Annotated in this window: 13 protein-coding genes; 9 read left to right on the top strand and 4 right to left on the bottom strand. The window is 47.3% G+C overall.

Annotated features, from left to right (window positions below; translation table 11 throughout):
- Positions 1 to 19 precede the first annotated feature (19 nt).
- Complete coding sequence (locus VFC92_12990) at positions 20 to 1,345, top strand: M56 family metallopeptidase (GenBank protein HZK09096.1); 1,326 nt, start codon at positions 20 to 22, stop codon at positions 1,343 to 1,345.
- A 113-nt stretch (positions 1,346 to 1,458) separates the two neighbouring features.
- Positions 1,459 to 2,322 (top strand): SMP-30/gluconolactonase/LRE family protein, encoded by an 864-nt coding sequence (locus VFC92_12985; protein HZK09095.1) that lies wholly within the window; start codon positions 1,459 to 1,461, stop codon positions 2,320 to 2,322.
- Between the two features lie 366 nt (positions 2,323 to 2,688).
- Here VFC92_12985 and VFC92_12980 read toward each other — a convergent pair whose 3' ends face one another.
- Complete coding sequence (locus VFC92_12980; protein HZK09094.1) at positions 2,689 to 3,735, bottom strand: NAD-dependent epimerase/dehydratase family protein; 1,047 nt, start codon at positions 3,733 to 3,735, stop codon at positions 2,689 to 2,691.
- Between the two features lie 89 nt (positions 3,736 to 3,824).
- Here VFC92_12980 and VFC92_12975 point away from each other — a divergent pair, with 89 nt between their 5' ends.
- The 4 genes from VFC92_12975 (at position 3,825) to VFC92_12960 (ending at position 11,583) form a co-directional block, all read left to right on the top strand.
- Positions 3,825 to 5,057, top strand: a complete 1,233-nt coding sequence (locus VFC92_12975; protein ID HZK09093.1) for a DEAD/DEAH box helicase — start codon at positions 3,825 to 3,827, stop codon at positions 5,055 to 5,057.
- A 173-nt stretch (positions 5,058 to 5,230) separates the two neighbouring features.
- Positions 5,231 to 6,412 (top strand): aminotransferase class I/II-fold pyridoxal phosphate-dependent enzyme, encoded by a 1,182-nt coding sequence (locus VFC92_12970; protein HZK09092.1) that lies wholly within the window; start codon positions 5,231 to 5,233, stop codon positions 6,410 to 6,412.
- A 182-nt stretch (positions 6,413 to 6,594) separates the two neighbouring features.
- Positions 6,595 to 8,895: a patatin-like phospholipase family protein gene (locus VFC92_12965; GenBank protein ID HZK09091.1), complete on the top strand. Its 2,301-nt coding sequence runs from the start codon at positions 6,595 to 6,597 to the stop codon at positions 8,893 to 8,895.
- 156 nt (positions 8,896 to 9,051) lie between these two features.
- Positions 9,052 to 11,583: a M14 family zinc carboxypeptidase gene (locus VFC92_12960; GenBank protein HZK09090.1), complete on the top strand. Its 2,532-nt coding sequence runs from the start codon at positions 9,052 to 9,054 to the stop codon at positions 11,581 to 11,583.
- Between the two features lie 99 nt (positions 11,584 to 11,682).
- Here VFC92_12960 and VFC92_12955 read toward each other — a convergent pair whose 3' ends face one another.
- A complete protein-coding gene (locus VFC92_12955) occupies positions 11,683 to 12,945 on the bottom strand; it encodes an ATP-binding protein (GenBank protein HZK09089.1) in 1,263 nt (420 codons plus the stop codon).
- 56 nt (positions 12,946 to 13,001) lie between these two features.
- Between VFC92_12955 and VFC92_12950 the strand changes: the two genes are divergently transcribed.
- Entirely contained in the window at positions 13,002 to 14,399 is a 1,398-nt protein-coding gene (locus tag VFC92_12950; GenBank protein ID HZK09088.1) for an alpha-amylase family glycosyl hydrolase, read from the top strand.
- Positions 14,400 to 14,763: 364 nt separating this feature from the next.
- Positions 14,764 to 17,217 carry a glycoside hydrolase family 31 protein gene (locus VFC92_12945; protein HZK09087.1) on the top strand — a complete coding sequence of 818 codons (2,454 nt, stop codon included), beginning with the start codon at positions 14,764 to 14,766 and terminating at the stop codon, positions 17,215 to 17,217.
- 36 nt (positions 17,218 to 17,253) lie between these two features.
- On the opposite strand, the gene VFC92_12940 is transcribed toward VFC92_12945, so the two are convergent.
- Both VFC92_12940 and VFC92_12935 read right to left on the bottom strand, forming a co-directional pair.
- Positions 17,254 to 17,709, bottom strand: coding sequence for a nucleoside deaminase (locus VFC92_12940; protein ID HZK09086.1), 456 nt, complete (start codon positions 17,707 to 17,709; stop codon positions 17,254 to 17,256).
- Between the two features lie 412 nt (positions 17,710 to 18,121).
- Entirely contained in the window at positions 18,122 to 19,276 is a 1,155-nt protein-coding gene (locus VFC92_12935; protein HZK09085.1) for a C1 family peptidase, read from the bottom strand.
- Positions 19,277 to 19,386: 110 nt separating this feature from the next.
- Here VFC92_12935 and purB point away from each other — a divergent pair, with 110 nt between their 5' ends.
- Positions 19,387 to 20,748 carry an adenylosuccinate lyase gene (gene purB, locus VFC92_12930; GenBank protein HZK09084.1) on the top strand — a complete coding sequence of 454 codons (1,362 nt, stop codon included), beginning with the start codon at positions 19,387 to 19,389 and terminating at the stop codon, positions 20,746 to 20,748.
- Positions 20,749 to 20,865 lie beyond the last annotated feature (117 nt).

Below are 20,865 nucleotides of genomic sequence, written 5' to 3'. Positions count from 1 at the left end.
CCTATAAAAACAGATTTGTATGGAAAATTTCATCCTATACCTATTACAGTCAGCCGGCGCCTTGTCGCTGTTTTATTTGCTGTACCGTGCGGCGCTCAGACGCGAAACGCATTTTACGCTCAACCGGATTTATTTTCTGTTGGCGGCGCTTGCCTCGTTAATGTTGCCGTTGGCCAAAGCCAATATCTTTGGAAACGCTGCCATGCCTGCCACCACAATGATCGTTCTCGACACCATATTTATTAATGGTTCGGATGTGCAACAAATGGCGCAGCAGCACATGAGTATCTTCCAGATAATGACAGGAATTTATCTTCTTGGTGTTATTTCTCTTTCGCTTCGGTTTGTGATAAAATTGGCGCAACTTTTCAGGCTCATCCATCGCAGTGAAGTGACAAGCTACGGATCGTGGCATCTTGTTGTGATGGAGGAGGAGATGGCACCATTTTCATTTTTTAATTATCTTTTTATTCATCGTTTGGAAATGGAATCTGAGCAGCTCGAAACAATCGTGGCGCACGAGCAGGTGCATTGGCGGCAGCTTCATTCGGCTGACCTGCTTCTGGCGGAGTTGCTGACGATTTTCCAGTGGTTCAATCCATTTGTATGGCTTTATCGCAAGTCGTTGGAAACCGTGCACGAATATCTTGCCGACGAAGGTGTGCTGCGAAAAGGGTACGAACCCATCAATTATCAGAATCTTTTATTAGTGCAGGCTTCGGGTGCTTCCGCCTTTGGCTTTGCCAACCATTTTAATCATTCATTAATCAAAACACGTATTATTATGATGACGAAAAACAAATCGCGCCGGCGGTCGCAATTGAAAGTGCTGCTGGCTGTTCCATTGACACTGCTGCTCATTGCAGCTTTTACCTACAGCCTGCCTGCCGGAGAGCTGGTGCAAAAGATTTCTTTGCCCGCCACTGAGTTTCCACAAGCTACTTCTTCACCTATCGCTACTACACCCGACACACTTAGCCCTGAGCGGCAAGTTTATCCGGTTGTTGATCACATGCCAAAGTTTCCGGGGGGCGATGCCGCCCGGATGAAGTATCTCCAGGAAAACATTGTTTATCCTGAATCGGCTCGTAAGGCTGGTGAACAAGGCATTGTGTATGTCACTTTTGTGGTGGAAGCTGATGGCCAGATTACCAATGTAAAAGTGCTTCGTGGATTAGGTGAGGCACTCGACAAAAGTGCACTGGATGCTATAAACGGAATGCCTGTCTGGGAGCCCGGGAAGAAGGATGGAGAAGCGGTCGCTGTTCAGTTTACCATGCCCATCAAGTTTACGCTGGATGCAGGGAAAGATCAGGAAAAAGAAGAAGCTGATCCTGAAAAATAAACGGTCGGGCGGAAGCCATCCGGACGAATTAACATAGAAAATCATTTGGCGAAAGCCTGCTCAACAAAACAGCAGGCTTTCGTGTTATGAGGCCATTCACAAAACATATTATTATGAAAAATAAAACTCCTTTCTTTCTTTTCGCTTTCGCAATGGCTTTGATTTTCGTTGCAAATTCTGCTATCGGACAAGAAACTGCCTCCGAAAAAGTAAAACAACTTTGGGCTACCGAACAGGTTTTTATGGTGCCTGAATCGGTTTATTACGACAGCCACAACCAGATGTTGTATGTGGCCAGCGTCAACGGAAAGCCTACCGATAAAGCATCAAATGGTTTTATTTCGGCGATGGAACCCGATGGCCGTATCACCCGCCTGGAGTGGGTTACCGGACTGCATGCACCCAAAGGAATGACCATGCTCGACGACAAACTATTTGTAGCCGACATCGATCGGGTTGCGGAAATTGATGTAACAACCCGTGAGATTGTGAAATTTTATTCGGCAAAGCAGGCTGAATTTTTAAATGATTGCATTGTCGATGAGCAAGGCAGAGTTTACATTACGGATATGAAGACTGGCGCGATTTATCGGATTGCCGATGGCGAAATTGACGAATGGCTGCCGGCAGGCACTTTCGACAGTCCCAATGGAATCAACTACCGCAACGGCTATCTTTATGTGGGTGTTAATGGTAAGATAATTCAAATCGATTCGTCGGATAAATCACAAAAGGTGGTTGCGGAATTTGATGGGAGTGTGGACGGACTTGAGATGGACAAGTCGGGCAACTTTATTTTCTCGGATTGGAGTGGCCTTGTTCGTCGTGTTGTGCCTGGCGGCAAACCGGAAATTCTTTTTGATACCACCGACGAAAAAGTTAATGCTGCAGACATTCATCTGATGGCGGAAGAAAACATACTTCTAGTTCCCACCTTTTTCGACAACCGTGTTGTAGCTTATAAAATTCTGGATTAGCAGAAGAAGTCTTTGGGTTTTAAACAATCTCACGGTGTTTGGACGAGGCTGCGGTGGCTGCGGTGGCTGAGCCTGTCGAAGCCAGCTTGTCGAAGCCCTCGTGTTTTCTATTTTTACAGGCTTTGCCTGTTGCTGTTTTTTTTAGATGAATTAAAAAAGGCAGGCAAAGCTTGCAGAAATAGATTCAACTTAGGCAGGTTTCGACTTGGTTCGGCTTGGTTCGACTACGCTCACCAACCAACGCTCACCAACCGACGCTCAACCACCGCCACAGCCTATGCTGAACGAGCGACATAACAGGGAATTGCCAGCTGCGAATTGCAGCTACCTACGACATACTACCTACTTCTTTCTCATCTCTCATTTCTACTTTTTAACTTCTACCATCTGACCGAAAAAATCCACCACCGATACCTTCGCCGGACGATACGATATGCCGAGTTCCTTGATGCTCTTCGTGTTGTCAGCACGGAAAGGATAGCCGATATTGCGACTGATCATTTTGCGAGTAAATCCTGCCAAAGGTCCGATGAGCCACAAAAGAGGCTTCGGGATTTTTCTTGTGGGAAGCGGGTATTTATTGCCAAAGTCATCTCTCAGCATCTTTGAAATTTCCAATATGCCGGAGTTGTTGCCGGAGATGATGTAGCGTCCTTTGGCAGTGGGAGTGAAGCCGGCAGCAAAATGCGCCTGCGCCACATCGCGCACATCCACAATCCCGATTTCATAATCAGGAGCGCCCATTTTCATGGTGCCGTCGCCAAGTTGTTTTATAATTTTAAAACTCTCCGAAGTTATTTCGGGACTGATGCCCGGCCCCATCACCAGCGAGGGATTTATCACCACCAAATCCCAGCGCTGCTGCTGATCCTGCATCCTCCAGGCTTCTTTCTCAGCCATTGTTTTGGAATAATTATAAGGCTGGTGACTAACCGAAGAGGTTGTGTTCCAACATTCCTCAGTAATGGTGTGGTTGGGGAGTTGCAATAAATCTTTGTTGTCGCCGTAGATGGCTGCCACACTGCTGGTGAGCACTACGCGCTTAACGGAAGTGGTTTTGTTTACCGAATTCAAAACGTTACGGGTTCCTTTTATGGCAGGGTCTATCAGATCGCGCTGCGCATCTTTAACGTTCAAAGCAAAAGGAGAGGCCGTGTGAAAAACCAACTCACAGCCTTGCATGGCTTCATCGTACGAGCCTTCGCGCAATAGGTCGGCATCAAAATACCGGAGCGTTCCCGGCGTTGAAGCTGCCAGAGCATCGAGATATTTGGTTTTGCTTTTATCGTTGGGATTGCGGATGGGAGCATGTACGGTAAAACCCTTGTCGAGCAAAATTTTCACTATCCAACCAGCAACATAACCCGTTGCACCGGTGACCATTGCAGGCGCTTTTTTGTTGATTTCTTTCATGCCGTTTTTGTTTATAAAAAGTTGCCCCTAAAAGCATACGGAAGCCTTCTTTGTTCATTTGCCTATCTTTGCAGCTATATTTTTAGTTTATGAAATTCGATCAATACAATATTTACGAAGGCATCAAAACCAGTTTGTCGAAACTGGAGTTTAAAAAGCCCACCGACATACAATTCAAGTCTATACCTGCCATCCTGAGAGGGGAGGACGTGCTGGCGATAGCACAGACGGGCACGGGCAAGACGGCTGCTTTTGCCATTCCCGTTTTGCATTTGCTGCAAAGCCGCAAAATCTCTGGCCGGCCTGACGGAGTGAAATGCCTGGTGATGGCGCCGACGCATGAGCTGGCGTTGCAAATCGCTGGTGTTTTTGAGACGCTTGGCAAACATACACGCATCACCACTTTCTGTATTCATGGTGGTGTGGATCAGCAGCCTCAGATAGACACGTTGAATAATGGTGTGGATGTTTTGGTGGCTACTCCGGGGCGGATGTTCGATCTGGTAAGCCAAAAAGCGCTGGACCTGCGACGCGTGGAAATTCTTGTGCTCGACGAGGCCGATCACATGCTCGACATGGGTTTTATTAAAGATATCCGCGACCTGATGCGCCTGTTACCCAAAAAACGGCAGACGCTATTTTTCTCCGCCACTATCAACGAAACCATAAAAGATCTGGCTTACTCGCTGGTGGTGAATCCAATCAGAATCCAGATTTCGCCCAAAGACCCGGTGGCCAAAAATATCGAGCATGGGGTTGCTTTTGTGGAGATGGACGACAAAAGGTTTTTCCTTGAAGATTTTATCCGACAAAATCCTGATAAAAAGACATTGGTATTTGTGCGGACTAAAGTCCGCGCCGAACGAGTGAGTGCTGCCATGAAACGTGTGGATATCGCAACCGAAACCATCCATGGCGACAAAGAACAAGCGGAACGTCAGCTGACGATGAAAAACTTCAGAGCCGACGACCTTAAAATTCTTATCGCTACCGATGTGAGCGCTCGTGGCATCGATATTCCGGATGTGGAATTTGTGATCAACTACGACTTGCCCGACAGCGCCGAACAATATGTGCATCGCGTAGGCCGCACGGGCCGTGGAACTGCCAAAGGACAAGCCATTACTTTTTGCAGCAGCGAGGAGAAACCTATGCTCGAAGAAATTGAAGCCTCGCTCGGAAAACCCATTCACCGCATTGTGCTTACCGGAAAGGAATATCACGAGGTATTGCTTGAAGCAAAGGGTCCAAAAAACGACTGGCGTGCGTTGCTGGCTGAAGATGAATCAGGAAAAAAGAAAAAGAAGCCCAAGAAAAAGTAGGCTAGATTTCTGAAATTGCACCCCAGCTCACTCATTTTTTAACTCTGATGGTGATCAGCACAACCGTTTATTTCTGACTGTCAGCATTTGTAACGTGCCGTCTCGTAGGGTTATCCATCCGAACCATACCTTTGCCCGCCATACAAATACTTATTTATAAAAAAGTAATACTAATGAAAATAGACAAAGCAGGATTTATGACACGTCAGGTGCATGCCGGAGAAATTGAAGATCCTTTTGGAAGCGCTACCGTGCCGATTTATCAAACATCAACTTTTAGATTTAAAAATGCTGATCACGGAGCCGACTGTTTTTCAGGCAAAAGCGATGGATTCATCTATACACGTTTGGGCAATCCCACCGTGTGTGCATTGGAACGCGCTGTGGCCAGTCTCGAAAACGGATTTGGCGGAATTGCAACCTCCTCGGGTATGGCTGCCATCACCACGGTTTATATGGCTCTTCTGGGGGCAGGCAAACACATCGTTAGTCACAATAGTATTTATGGTCCAGCACGCGGTGTGATGGAGACTTTGTTTTCGCGTTTTGGCGTCGAATATTCCTACGTCGATACTACCGATCTGGATCAGGTGCGCCGCGCCATCCGTCCCGAAACAGCAATGATTTATACCGAAACACCTGCTAACCCTACCATCGCTATCTCCGACCTCAAGGCTTTGGCAGAAATAGCTCATGAACATAATATCCCGTTGGTGGTGGATAATACTTTTTGCAGTCCTTACATTCAGCGGCCTATCGAACTGGGTGCTGACATTGTAGTGCATTCGATGACGAAATCCCTCAACGGCCATGCCGACATTGTAGCCGGTATGATTATTTCAGCCAGCGAAAAGTACCACAAAATACTAAAGCCTGTGATGCAAAACATGGGCTGTAACATGGATCCGCATCAGGCTTATATGGCCCACCGCGGACTGAAAACTCTCTCTTTGCGTGTAGAAAGATCACAGCAATCAGCACAGAAAGTTGCCGAATTTCTCGAAAGTCATCCTAAAGTAGCCTGGATTAGATATCCCGGGTTGAAGTCGCATCCACAATATGAATTGGCACAAAAACAAATGCGTGGCCCCGGATCGATGATGTCGCTTGAGCTTAAAGGCGGACTGGATGCCGGAAAGCGGATGATGGACGGTGTGAAATTGGTGATGCTTGCAGTTTCACTCGGTGGCATAGAGTCGCTGATACAGCACCCTGCCTCCATGACGCACTCCAAGATTTCACATGAGAAAAAAATCGAAGCCAATATTACCGACGGACTGGTGCGCATCTCTGTAGGAATTGAAGATGTAGAGGACATCATTGCCGACCTCACCCAGGCACTCGACAAAGTATAAGCCGGGTTAAAAACCTTCTTTTTTCATAAAACTGCCTTTGCCATTATCAAAATAAGCGAAGGCAGTTTTTTTTGTAATTACTTTGCAAATTTCCACCCCGTTGAAACAGGATTAATTTTTTACCCGCCGAATTAAAAATTTATCTCTAAAACCATCGTTTGCATCCAAAGCAAAGGTTAGTGGTGGATCATTCCGTAGGTAAATTATTTTTGTTGTTGATGTTGGTTCTGGTTGCCTGGCTGCCAGCGTCGGCGCAACAGGGCAACGCGCTCGTACTTAGTGGTGGCGGCTCACGTGGTATGGCGCACATCGGCGTGATAAAAGCGCTCGAAGAAAACAACATTCCTATCGACTACATTGCCGGAACATCCATAGGAGCTGCTGTGGGCGCTATGTATGCTGCCGGGTTTTCACCTCAGGAAATCGAAGACATTTTTACCTCGGAGGATTTCAGGCGCTGGATTGCCGGCGACCTCAGCCGGAGCTATTCGTGGTATTACACCAGCGATCTGCCTGATGCCGGATGGGTTGATCTGAATCTGCAGTTTAAAAATCGCTTTTCAAAAGTATTGCCTTCCGGGATAAAGACTCCCGTAGAACTCGACTTTCAGATCACACGTCTGCTCTCCGATGCCTCTGCTGTGGCCAATTATAACTTCGACAATCTGATGATCCCTTTTCGTTGTGTGGCTGCCGACATCGACTCAAGCAAGGCGCTGACACTTCGGCATGGCGACCTGGCGCGCAGCGTGAGAGCAAGCATTACTTTTCCGTTTTTGTTTACACCAATAGAAATCGACGGTCGTTTGCTTTTCGATGGGGGCATGTACAACAACTTTCCTACAGATGTAGTAACCGCCGATTTCGGCCCTGCGCTTATCATCGGCAGCAAAGTGTCGGGCAACTATCCAAAACCCAAGGCAGAAGATGTGCTTTCGCAAGTACAAAATATGTTGATGTGCGATACTGATTTTGCACTCGATTCCGCTGCGGGCATTTTGCTTGAGCCTCATTTGCCCAAGGTAAATCTTACAGACTTTACACTTTCAAAAGCATTTATACAGGCTGGCTACGACATTGCCATGCAGAACATGCCACAGATAAAAGCCAGGATAACCGAGCAGAGAACCGCGCAACAGGTCGACTCATTGCGCCGGCAGTTCAATGCCCGAAAACAACCTTACATCATCGACAGTATCTACATCAGCGGGCTAAAGCCCAGCGAAACGGAATATGTGTACCGCACGCTGACACATCGCAAGGATAATTCGACACTCGACGAGATTTCGAATCAATATTTTAAACTTGCCGCCGACGATAAGCTGAAGCTTGATGGCAGCCACATGAAGCTCAATCCAAAAACCAACCTTTACGATCTTTATCTCGATCTTCGCCCTGCCAACCCTTTTACTTTGACACTCGGTGGCAACATTTCTACGCGCACCGCCAATCTTGCTTTTGCCGAACTCAACTACCGTCATCTTTTTCGAGAGGCCTTGCGGCTGAAGCTCAATGTTTATTTTGGTCGCTTTTACACGTCGGCGCTGGCAGGCGCTCGGTTCGACTTACCCGGAAAAATTCCTTTATATGCCGGCGGCATCATCGTTTACAATCATTTTGATTATTTCAAAAGCACTATTCATTTCATTGAAGATGTGACCCCTTCTTTTTTAATACAAAACGAAAACTTCCTGGATGTATACGCCGGCGTGCCTCTCACCGTAAATGGGCGGCTCGAAGCGGATTTTGCGCTTGGACGTTTCCAAAATGAATATTACCAGGACAATATTTTTGCCCGCTCCGACACCGCCGACCGAACCCGGTTCGACTTTTTGCAAAGTGGCCTTTGCTGGGAGCTTAACTCGCTCAACAGGAAGCAGTATGCCACTGCCGGAGCACGTTTTAGCATCTCCACCGGAATGGTGTGGGGCGACGAAGCTTTTGAGAGTGGCTCTGTCAGCAACATTCAGCAGGCACGCGCTGGCAAGTTTCACCGGTGGGCTTTTGTAGATTTACTCTGGGACAATTATTTCCAGAAGCTAGGACCGGTAAAGTTTGGTTTTTACGGCCGCATCCATCTTTCCAATCAGGAGTTTTTTGGCAATTATACCTCCAGCGTATTGGCTGCCCCGGCATTTGAGCCGGTACCCGAAAGCAAGACGATGTTTCTGCTCCACTACCGCGCTTATAAATATGGTGCTGCCGGTTTAAAAGCTGTGTGGAGCCCCACCCGCAACATCGATCTGCGCTCAGAAGTCTATCTGTTTCAACCCTACCAGAGCATTAAAAGAGACGCCACTAATCTGGCTTTTTATGGCGATCCTTTCGACGACCGATATTGGATATTCTCCGGCGCCATCGTTTACCATACGCTTATTGGTCCTGTAAGCCTTTCGGTTAACTATTTCGATAGCCCCGAAGAGAAGTTTTTTATAGGTCTTAATGTCGGCTACATCATCTTCAATAAAAGCATCCTGCGATAGGAGCCCCCAGTCTTCAGCAGGCAGTCTTCAGTTCCCAGCCGGAAGTGTTTGGGATGACAGCTCCAGTCCAAACCCTAAGATTTACGCCTTGCACCTTGCTTTCCGCATTATCAAGTTTTACCTATTTTTGAGGCAACCATTTTAATCCTTTGCATCATGAAAATATCCCGACTTCTGCTCCTGATCTTTTTGGCCTCCCGGCTCGTGCTTTCTGCACAAACGCTTTCACCGGAAGAAATTCTTGCTACACGCGGTGAGGTTTATTTCCAAACTATTGTTCCTGACCGGGATTTGGTGAATAAGATTTCACATCTCGTATCGGTGGATTGTCTGCACGGCGATACTGTTTTTGCTTACGCAAATGAAAAGGAGTTTACGGCCTTTAAGCAAGCCGGTTTTGATTATACAATCCTTCTGGCGCCCGGATTGCTTGATGTGCCGGTGGAGATGCGCGACAATGTAGATATCCGGAATATCCGGAGCTGGGATTTTTATCCTACCTACACCGCCTACCTCGATATGATGCAACAATTTGCCAATACTTATCCCTCGCTTTGTCAGTGTTTCAGCATCGGGCAAACAGTTAACGGACGCGAACTGATGATGCTGCGCATTTCGGATAATGTGGGTGTGCGTGAGGCTGAGCCACAGTTTCTTTATACCGGAACCATGCATGGCGATGAGCTTGTCGGCTACATCCTGCTGCTGCGGCTGGCCGATTATCTTTTGTCAGGTTACGGTCAGGATGCCGCCATTACTGATTTGATTGATAACACCGAAATTTGGATAAATCCATTGGCCAACCCCGACGGCACTTTTTATGGCGGTAACCATACTGTAAACGACTCGCGTCGTTACAATGGAAATTCTGTGGATCTCAACCGTAATTATCCTGATCCGGAAGATGGACAGCATCCCGACGGCAAAGCCTGGCAGCCTGAAACTATTGCATTTATGCAACTGGCCGAAGAGCAAAATTTCGTGATGTCGGCCAACATGCATAGCGGCGCCGAAGTGATAAATTACCCATGGGATACCTGGTCGCAGCCGGCTGCTGACAACATATGGTGGCGGCATGTTTCGCGACAATACGCCGATACTGTTCATCTTTATTCGCCCGCATCCTATCTCAAATTTAAGGACAACGGGATTGTTAATGGCTGCCAATGGTACAGCATCAGTGGCGGACGGCAGGATTATATGAACTATTTCCACCACTGCCGTGAGGTGACCATGGAGCTGTCGAATACGAAAAAACTTTCCACCTCCGCACTCGAAAATCACTGGCAGTGGAATTACCGTTCGCTGATGAATTATTACAGCCAATGCCGATATGGCGTGGCCGGCATCGTTACGGATGCGCTCACCGGCGAACCGATTAATGCAAAAGTTTTTATCAATGGGCACGACATCGACCAGTCGTGGGTGTTTGCCGACAGCCTCACAGGATTTTACCAGCGACTTTTAGCACCGGGAACTTACAATCTCACTTTCTCCGCGTTGGGATATTTGCCGCGCACCATTCCCGCCGTAGGAGTCAGTTATAATCTCACCACAGAAATTGATGTAATACTAACCCCCGCCGGACTTGTGGTTGATTTTGAAGCTTCGCAAAATGCAATCGCAACAGGCAGTAGCATCAACTTTACTGATTTTAGCACCGGGAATCCCGTGTCGTGGCAGTGGCATTTTGAAGGAGGAATGCCCGCTGTTTCAACTGCAAAAAATCCGTCAGGCATTATTTACACTTCGCCCGGGCAATACAATGTTTCGCTGACGATTACCGATGCCACCGGCCATACCGCAACCTCTTCAAAAACCAATTTTATAAATGTAGATGCGCCTGTATTAATGGCCAATCAGACGCTGACACTTTCGGGAGGATTATTTTATGATTCAGGTGGTGAGAATAACAATTATGGCAACAACCAAAATCTGACGACGACTTTTTTGCCAAAAGCACTCCAGGCCAAAGTTAGCGTTGACTTTCTGGAGTTTTCAATCGAAAGCCAGGCTTCGTGTAGCTATGATTATTTAAAAATTTATGACGGTGCTTCTTCTGCAGCTCCTCTGTTCGGCACCTGGTGCGGCACACAAAGCCCCGGAAAGATTGTAGCAACCAACGCCGCCGGTGCGCTGACGTTTGTATTTCATTCCGACTACAACAACACAAAAAGTGGCTGGAAGGCGCTGCTGCGCAATGAAGCTGCACAACAGATAACCTTATCTGCCGGATGGAGTGGGCTTTCACTTTATGTAAACCCTGAAGAAAATGATGCCGCTACAATTTTTGGTGAAGTGATCGACGATTTGATCTTTTTGGCCGGAGAAGCAGGCGCCCTGCTGCCGGAAAATAATCCACAAGCTCCTTTTGATTGGAATTCCCGTAAAGGGTATTTTATAAAAATGACCGAACCGGCAACTCTTACCATTCCGGGTACTGTAATTACCAACAAAACCATAAACCTTCATGCCGGCTGGAATCTCTTGCCCATTATCATTGCTGAGCCTTTGTTGTCGCAGCAACTAACATCGCAACCAACCGAAGTGATTAAAGCAATCAAAGAGGTGGCTGGCACAAAAGTGTGGTGGCCGGAAAAGGATATTGCTACACTGCAAGTACTTGAACCTGGGAAATCTTATTGGCTTTTTGCTACGCAGGAGGCGGTGCTGGTTGTTTCGGAATAAATGGAGCTGATCTTTACGTTTTAAGCAAAAGGCTACTTCTCTGACAATTTACAAATCTCTTAATTTCATAGCCCAGGCGTTTTCGTTTAAACCCTCCAACTATTTCTTCCAATGCTCGGCGATGTACTCCAGCGCTTCGCTTATTTCGAGGCTGGCAGTGCCGGGGCCGGTGCGGATGTAAAAACTTTCGTCGAAGCCTTTTTGCCGCAGAAACACAGGCGCTGGAGCAGGAAGGCAATGCACACGGCAAACGGTGCGCTGGCCAATGGTTTCAAGGGTGGTTTTCAGGTAAGGGCTTACCTGTTGCCCCATCGACGACTTGATGAGCGCCCACACATGCAGCAGAAATTTGTCGGTATTGTCAAACTGATCCATCTCGATGCCCAGGATGTTGCCGTTGTCTTCCACCCCAATGAGCAGGTCGCCGCCGGCGCTGTTCATAAAGGCTGCCATAGTTTTTAGTGCCGTATGTTCGATGGCCGGATTTTTTTTGTTTTGATACAAATTCCAGCGAAAGGTACTTTTAAACTCCAGGCTGTTGCTTTCGCCGAGGCTGATAAGCTCATGAATCACAGAAATCTTATTTTGTCCTTTATCAAAAAATCCCAAAAACTCAATGGTATTCAATGCCTCGTTGTGCAGCTCCCTGACGCGCTGCAATGGCTGGCGCAGAATATCAAGGAACGCTTCTGAGTCTTTTGCGATATTTGTTTTGGTCATTTGCAATGCCAGCGTGCTGTTGGCGTATTCACTTGGGGTGATTACGTGCGACACCAGCATCAGCGGAAGCATCAATCCATTTTGATGGCCGGTGAGCAAAAGGTTGACGGCAGCTTTTTTCTCCACCGAAAAATCATTATAAAAGTTCTTTAGCTGCTTTTGCAGAATATCGGCTCCATCCCCCGGAGTTGCGTCATTCTCAAATTGACTTACAAAACTACGGTAGGCCTCGCTCATCACCGAGACGCTCCAAAAAATCAGATTCATCACCTCCGGATTTTTATCATAGAAATCGATTGTGCCAGCGATATCTATCAGCGGCTGGGGTTTGCCGGTACTGCGACTGTGCAAAAGTGCGCCTTTTGCATAAAGACTTTCGAAATTTGTGGCAACCGGATCATCTCCTTTTTCGATGCGATCTTTTGCAAACGAGAAAATGGCGGCGCCATTCATCCCGGCGGCATCGTAACTGCCACTGAGCGTAAATTTCACAAGCAGATGTTTGAGAATTCGTGCGTCCGCATGTGCAAACTCGGCACCCAACGGAGTGGTGAGCGGCGCCCCCTCATGATAAATGATAAAATCCTCCTCACGCATCACAAGATCGAGCGTTTCGGAATTGATAGCAGTAGGTTTGGTCATCGAAGTATTCTTTTTCTATATTTTTGCCAAAAATAATCTTAATAAAAATCTATCTGATGATGAAGATGAAAAAGAATTTGTTGTGGATGCTGATTCTGGCGCTGGTAGCCTGGGGTTGTAATTCTCAAAACAGTAAAGATGAATCTGACGAAGCTGCCGACAGCGCAGCCAACCAAGTCCTTGTAAGCCATGTCAATCATCCCGATTGGTCGAAAAATGCAAACATTTATGAAGTAAATCTGCGGCAATACACCAGTCAGGGAACGATAAACGCTTTTGTAGAGCATTTGCCGCGGCTCAAAGAAATGGGCGTCGATATTTTGTGGTTTATGCCTGTGCAGCCGATTGGCGAGAAAAACCGAAAAGGCGAGTTGGGTAGTTATTATTCCGTACGCGATTACAGCGCCATCAATCCGGAGTTTGGGTCGATGGAAGATTTTAAAATGATGGTTAAGCGCGCTCATGAGCTGGGTATGAAGGTGATCATCGACTGGGTGGCCAACCACACGGCGTGGGATCATGGCTGGATGAATGATTATCCCGAGTTTTATGCAATCGATAGCACGGGCCAGATGTACGCGCCTTTTGGCTGGGAAGACGTGGTGCAGCTCGATTACGTCAACGACGCTTTGCGCGATGCGATGATCGGCGAGATGAAATTTTGGATAAAAGAGGCTGACATCGACGGCTATCGCTGCGATGTGGCCGGCATGGTGCCAACCGATTTCTGGGATCGGGCACGCCGCGAGCTCGACCAGATCAAGCCTGTTTTTATGTTGGCTGAAGCCGAAAAAGAGGCGTTGCTTGTAGATGCTTTCGATATGGATTATAGTTTTCAATTTCACCACCTAAGCAATGCGATTGCACGCGGAGATACTTCGCCAGCGGCGATTGCTGCGTATTTTGATCAGACGGAGGAGACGTTTCCGAAAGGAGTTTACAAAATGAATTTTACCACCAACCACGACGAAAACTCCTGGAACGGCACGGTTCACGAACGCTATGGCGAAGGTTATAAAATATTTGCAGTGTTGATGGCTACCGTTCCCGGAATGCCGCTGGTCTATTCTGGCCAGGAAGCCGGACTCGATAAACGATTGGAGTTTTTTGAAAAAGATGCCATCAACTGGAAAGAATATCCTTTACAGGATTTTTATAAAACCCTACTCGATCTGAAACACCGCAACCAGGCGCTTTGGAATGGCGACCATGGCGGTAAATATGTTCCTGTCGAAACCGATAAAGAATCCGTTGTTGCTTTTACGCGGACAAAAAATAATCAGTCGGTGCTTGTCATTCTCAATCTTTCGGCAGAGCCAATCGACGTAATGCTGCAAGGCGAGGCCTACGCCGGGGATTACAATGATGTGTTTGGTAATAAAAAAATAACCATGCGCGATAACCATCAGTTGCGCCTTCAGGCCTGGGAATATCGTGTTTATGAAGGGTTGTAAAGTTAAAGGGTTCGCAGCCCCGCAGGGGATGCAACCCTGGACAGAATTTATGGAGTTGTCGGGAAGGGAGAAGTTATCAAGTTTTGGAGATATTAGGTTTTATCTATTGAGATTAAAATGACGAAGCTATTTTTATTAGCTAAAATTGATATTGGATGTAACAACAGATTTCTCTCCGACCAGTTGTCGGATCGAAGTGACAAGCGAACTGATGAGATTTGGGGAGGTGGGATCGGCGCATAGCGCCGATCCCACCTCCCCCTCGCTCGCGTACTAGTCGTGTCATTTCGACCGAAGGGAGAAATCTATTTTCAGATAATTACAAAACAAAATTGAAAACTAATTACAAAACAAATTTGATTTCATGAAAAAATTCCTTTCCTTTCTTTTGGTATTGCTTTTCGCAATGCCAGCATTCCCACAGCAACTGCTCAACAATAGCCTGGGAAATTTAAAAAATGTAAAATCCAACAAGGCAAAGCAAACGTTTTCATTCGTTACTGAAAACGGAACGGCCAATGTTACCATTTACACACCCAATATCATTCGGGTGCGCATCGCCAAAACTTTCGATGCCGACGTGTCGTACGCTGTAGTGGGGGAGGTGACACGTGGTGACTTTGATTATGGCGAAGACAAAACCCAATATTTTATCACCACCGATTCGATTCGGCTGGTGATTGATAAAAATCCAGTTCGATTTACCTTCAAAACCAAAGATGGACGCATTATCTCGCAGGACGACCCCGCCTTTGGGACGTCCTGGACAGGCACTGAAGTTTCAACCTACAAATTGCTGCAGGATGGCGAGAAATTTATCGGCCTCGGCGAAAAGTCCGGTCACCTCGACCGTCGCGGCGAAGCCTACACCAACTGGAATACCGACAATCCGCATTACGACAACAACAGCGATCCGTTGTACGCTTCCATTCCTTTTTATATCGGGCTGCACCACCAGTTGCGCTATGGCATTCTGCTCGACAACAGCTACCGAACTGTTTTCAACTTTGGCGCTTCCAACGACAGGTTTTCTTATTTTTCGGCTGACGATGGCGAGATGGATTATTATTTTATCTGGCATACCAATGTAGCCGACATCCTGAAATCATACACCTGGCTCACCGGCCGCATGGAGATGCCTCCCCTGTGGTCACTTGGGTTTCAGCAAAGCCGATGGAGCTATACTCCCGATACGCAGGTGCTGAGTGTTGCCCGTACTTTCCGTGAAAAGAATATTCCTGCCGATGTCATCTATCTCGACATCGACTTCATGGATAACTATAAAATATTTACCTGGAATCCCGAAACTTTCTCCGATCCTGCCGGATTTCTGAAACAGCTTCGTGATATGAATTTCAAAACCGCTATCATCGTCGATCCGGGTATCAAAGTGGAGAAAGGCTACAAAGCTTATGAAGAAGGTGTTGCCAACAATTATTTTGTAAAATATCCCGACGGCAAATTCTGGACAGCGCAGGTATGGCCCGGCTGGTGTCATTTTCCGGATTTTACCAGCGAGCGAGTGCGCAAGTGGTGGGGATCGAAATTTAAAGAAAATGTAGATTATGGCATCGAAGGTTTTTGGAACGATATGAACGAAATTGCCACCTGGGGTCAGCAGCCGCCAAGCCTGATACAATTCGACTGGGAGGGTAATAAAACCACTTACCGCGAGGCCAAAAATGTGTATGCCAACACGATGGCACGCGCCACGTTGGAAGGCACCAAAAAGCTGATGAACGGGCGGCGTCCGCTCAATATTACGCGAGCGGGTTTTGCCGGCTTGCAACGCTACACCGCCATTTGGACCGGCGACAACCAGGCCAACGATGAACACATGCTTTTGGGCGTGCGACTGGTAAACTGTCTGGGCTTGTCGGGTATTTCATTTACCGGCTCCGATGTGGGCGGATTTGGCGGCAACCCCACGCCGCAGCTTTATGCCCGCTGGATGCAGATAGGCGCTTTTACACCTTTTTTCCGCGGACATACTTCCAAAAATACCGCCAGCAGCGAACCCTGGGTGTATGGCGAAGAAACCGAACGCATCGCTCGTAACTATATCCAGTTACGCTATAATCTGCTTCCTTATCTCTACACCGCCATGCGCCAGTCGGTGCTTACCGGCTTGCCCGTAAACCGCAGCCTGGCCATCGACTACACCGATGACGAAAAGGTGTTCTGGCGCATTTATCAAAACCAATATCTCTTTGGCCCCTCCATGCTCATCATCCCTACTGAAAGTACGCGTCTGGCAACGGGTGCCTATTTGCCGAAAGGCGGCTGGTACGATTTCTATGCTGATCAATATTTTGAAGGAAACCAAGAGATTTTTGCAGCCAGCCCCGTCAGCCGGCTTCCGGTTTATATTAAAGAAGGAAGCATGATACCGATGCAGTCGCCGGTGATGTTTACCGGACAGAAACCTTCTGACACGCTGATGGTGCATCTCTACCGAAGCCATTGCAGCCAGGATGTTTCGTGGAATTACTATGAAGATGACGGCGTGACATATCAGCACCTGGATGGGAAATTTTACCAGCGGAAAATGATTTATAAACCGGAGATCAACGAAGTAGTTTTTGGTGAGAAATCAGGGAATTACGAAAGTAAATTTACCTATATACAATTGATTTTTCATGGGTTTGATGATCCCGAAATGATGGTGAAGTTCGACGGTAAGCCACGCAAAAACCAGCCGGCAGCCTTTGATTTCAATCGTGCGGGCGAAAAAATAGTTCCTGCCGATGCCGCACTTTCCAATCTGCCTTCGATAGTATTTCCAAACGAAAATGGGAAGATGGTGGTGAGCTGGTGAGAGTGATTCAATCCTCTGGAGCGGCGGTGAGAAATTCTACGTTGCTCGCGGCTTAAGGCTCTCGAACAAAGCCAGGCATTCCTCTTTCAAAACCTCACCACGAATTGTGATTTCTTTAAAACCTTTGGTAACGATTTCTTGAGCCGAAATCTCAATCTGTGGATAAAACCTGTTGATTTCTTGCCAGGGCACGGAAAACACTACTTCGCCAATGCCCGCATAGATGATGGCGCTCATGCACATGGGGCAGGGTTCGCCGGTGGTGTAAAGTGAAAGACTGTGTGCTTTTATTTCGGTTTTGGCCAGTTGCCGGATGGCGTTCATTTCGGCGTGTGCCGAAGGGTCGCCACTGGTGCGTACAGTGTTGGGTGTTTCTACCACTATTTTATCACCATTTGCAATCACACAACCAAAAGGTGTTTTTGCCTCACGGGCAATTGCCAGCGCCCGCTGCATCATGCGTTTGTCACGAATTTCGGTTGAGCTTTCCATTATAAACAAGCTACAAATGTCAATAAATCAAATTCCTCGTTCGGCTTAGGCTGCGGTGGCTGAGCTTGTCGAAGCCCGCCCAAGCTGTATCTATTTTTGCAGGCCTGGCCCGCTTTTCCTTTACAGGATGTTGAAAACAGGCCAAGCCTGTAGAAATAATCTGGACGAGGCACAGCCTCGTCCAAACACCATCTTAAAAGTTATGGTTAGTGATCTTTGCACCATTTTATCCCCAGCCTAAAGAAAACCATTAATTAGTGTCTCTCCATTAACTCGCCATCCACCACACACCCCTCTAACTCCCCTGAAGGGGAGAACCAGCCAACGCACTACCAGCGCGAGGGACTTCCCCTTTAGGGGAATGAGGGGTAGCGAAGGCAAATTTTAAATATGTCTACTTTATGGACAGACACTAATTAAGCCCCTGCGGTACCAAATCTCGGTGCACGTAAATGGCCAGGGTGTTGAGTTGCATGTAGGGTTGTGAAACATATAAATATCCGCCATAGTCGTTGCTGTCGGCGTCCCACGAGTTTTTCACTTTGTACCACGTGTTGCCGTTCTGGTCTTTGGCCATGCCGATGATGTGCATCGAATGGTCGTCGGTGGTCGAATAGCTGTCGTAGGCTTGTTGCCGCATTTCGGCAGTTACCACGCGCTGCTTGCCAGCCACATCAAATACACTATCGCGTGACGCACGTGGAATATCGCTCCAATCTTTCTCAGGTACCAGCGCCAGACCTTTTTTATGACTAAATCCCGGATTGCTCACGTCGGCAGCCCACGCCACCGAGTAGCCGTTGTTGATGGCCAGATCGATGATGTTGGTGAGGTCTTCCATTTTTACATTATAATACATCTCATAATCCCAATTGTCAGGAATTTTAAGGATGAAATTTCTGTAATAAGGCTGGTGCGAATAAGAGGTAACCTCCACATAATCTGCCGGGTTAAGTTTGATAACTTGCTTAGCAAATGATTCGGGCGTGTAGCTTTTGCCATTCCAGGTAAATTGCTCCGGTTTGGAGCCAAGGTAAGCATCGAGGATTCCGTTGTAGGCGGTCATCCACACGGGCGTAAGTTTTCGGTTTTCGTTGTCGGTGATGGCTTTTACGAAAGTTTGCAAAACATGATCCATCTCACCATGCACATGTTTGTCTTCACCGTAGGTAAGGCCATTGTAGGCTTCTTCGGGCAGCATGCCACGGTCGGCAAGCGTTGCCATCACATGGTGCGGCTCTCCGCCGGGACCAAAGTTGAAGTTGCCATGCTGACGCACATAGCCGTCGGCGCGCTGCTCGTAAGCGTAGCGTACAGGCCACATCTCGGCCAGATCCAATTCAGGGCCGCCCTGCCGCAGCACTTCTGCTTCGATAAACGAGATGCCTGCGTACGACCAGCAGGTGCCCGACTGGTTTTGGTTTTTTACAGGCATGTGTGGCGCAATTTTAATATCCGTAAAAATGTAGCCGCCAACGGTGTCAGCAGCACTCTGGGCATGCAACCGGCTGATGCCGGAAAATCCTGCAACAACAATGAGCAGGACGATTAGAAAGTTTCGTTTCATTATTTTTATTTTAGTAATATTTGTAATGCAGGCAAAAATAATGTAAAAATGCAAGGCCGTTATCCGATTGAAATGCGAAATTTGCCCGAATAATCAATTTGTACAATTTTATGACACATTTGAAAGGTCTTTGGGAAATATCTCCCATCGATGGACGCTATCAAAATAAAACCGATAATTTGCGGCCCTATTTTTCCGAAGCGGCGCTCATGCGTTACCGGCTGTTGGTGGAGGTGGAATATTTTATCAGCCTGTGCACCTGGCCCTTGCCGCAGCTCTCAGATTTCGATTTTGATAATTTTGAAAAGCTGCGCGAAATCTACAGGAGCTTCGATTATGAGGCTGCGCAACGTATCAAGGAGATAGAAGCGGTGACCAATCATGACGTAAAAGCCATCGAATATTACCTGCGCGAGAAGTTTGATGAGCTGTCCCTTTCTCCGTTTAAAGAGTTTATCCATTTTGGACTTACCTCGCAGGACATTAATAATACAGCAGTGCCGATGGCGCTCAAAGAGGCCTGGCAAGACCAGCTTTGGGCGCAGCTCGAAAATTTGCAGCAGCAGATTTACACCTTATCCCATAAGTGGAAAGATATAACGATGCTGGCCCATACACACGGTCAGCCTGCCTCGCCAACCACGCTGGGCAAGGAGTTGTATGTTTTCAGCGAAAGGCTGGAGCAGCAGTTTACTTTGATAAATAATATTCCTTTCTCCGGGAAGTTTGGCGGTGCCACCGGAAACTTCAACGCACAAGTGGTGTCCTTCCCTGATGTTGATTGGGTGGAGTTTGCTAATAAATTCCTGGTCGACAAGCTGGGGCTCGAACGGCAAAATGTGACGACCCAGATTGAACATTACGACAACATGGCTGCCTTCTTTGATGCCCTGAAACGCATCAACACCATCCTGCTCGACTTGTCGCGCGACATGTGGAGCTACATCTCGATGGAGTATTTCCGTCAGAAAATAAAGGAAGGCGAAGTGGGTTCATCGGCGATGCCGCACAAAGTAAATCCTATCGACTTCGAAAATGCTGAGGGCAATCTGGGATTCGCCAATGCCATTTTTGAGCATCTTTCGGCAAAGCTACCGGTGTCTCGCCTGCAGCGCGACCTCACTGATTCCACCGTGAGTCGCAACATCGGTGTGCCCATTGCACACACTATCATAGCCGTGCAGTCGTTGAGCAAAGGTTTGGATAAGCTGGTGCTGAATGAGAAAAAAATCGTAGCCGACCTCGACAACAACTGGGCGGTGGTAGCCGAAGCTATTCAAACCATCCTGCGCCGCGAAGGCTACCCCGATCCTTACAACGCTTTGAAAACGCTTACCCGCACCGGCAGCAAAATTACCCGCGAAACCATGCTTCTTTTTATCGACACACTGGAAATATCAGATGCGGTAAAAGCGGAGATGAAAAAAATTACGCCACACAACTACCACGGCATCAGTCCTTTTTCAAGTTGAAAAAACAGTCTGACCGCTTTGTTTGTTACTGTTTAAACTAATAGAGATATTGTAGATTCCGGAGTTTAGTGTTTGTTTGCACAGAAAGAAGGATTTAATTTTTATTTTTGCCAAAAT

This window comes from Bacteroidales bacterium (assembly GCA_035647615.1).
Classification (GTDB): Bacteria; Bacteroidota; Bacteroidia; order Bacteroidales; family 4484-276; genus SABY01.
Note: the sequence above shows the minus strand (reverse complement) of the source record. Positions and strands in the feature narration are given on the sequence as shown.

What these genes read in the sequence shown, in the direction of transcription:
- VFC92_12990 (HZK09096.1), top strand. Translation starts at nt 20, where the DNA reads ATGGAAAATTTCATCCTATACCTATTACAGTCAGCCGGCGCCTTGTCG.
- VFC92_12985 (HZK09095.1), top strand. Translation starts at nt 1,459, where the DNA reads ATGAAAAATAAAACTCCTTTCTTTCTTTTCGCTTTCGCAATGGCTTTG.
- VFC92_12980 (HZK09094.1), bottom strand. Translation starts at nt 3,735, where the DNA reads ATGAAAGAAATCAACAAAAAAGCGCCTGCAATGGTCACCGGTGCAACG.
- VFC92_12975 (HZK09093.1), top strand. Translation starts at nt 3,825, where the DNA reads ATGAAATTCGATCAATACAATATTTACGAAGGCATCAAAACCAGTTTG.
- VFC92_12970 (HZK09092.1), top strand. Translation starts at nt 5,231, where the DNA reads ATGAAAATAGACAAAGCAGGATTTATGACACGTCAGGTGCATGCCGGA.
- VFC92_12960 (HZK09090.1), top strand. Translation starts at nt 9,052, where the DNA reads ATGAAAATATCCCGACTTCTGCTCCTGATCTTTTTGGCCTCCCGGCTC.
- VFC92_12955 (HZK09089.1), bottom strand. Translation starts at nt 12,945, where the DNA reads ATGACCAAACCTACTGCTATCAATTCCGAAACGCTCGATCTTGTGATG.
- VFC92_12950 (HZK09088.1), top strand. Translation starts at nt 13,002, where the DNA reads ATGATGAAGATGAAAAAGAATTTGTTGTGGATGCTGATTCTGGCGCTG.
- VFC92_12945 (HZK09087.1), top strand. Translation starts at nt 14,764, where the DNA reads ATGAAAAAATTCCTTTCCTTTCTTTTGGTATTGCTTTTCGCAATGCCA.
- VFC92_12940 (HZK09086.1), bottom strand. Translation starts at nt 17,709, where the DNA reads ATGGAAAGCTCAACCGAAATTCGTGACAAACGCATGATGCAGCGGGCG.
- VFC92_12935 (HZK09085.1), bottom strand. Translation starts at nt 19,276, where the DNA reads ATGAAACGAAACTTTCTAATCGTCCTGCTCATTGTTGTTGCAGGATTT.
- purB (HZK09084.1), top strand. Translation starts at nt 19,387, where the DNA reads ATGACACATTTGAAAGGTCTTTGGGAAATATCTCCCATCGATGGACGC.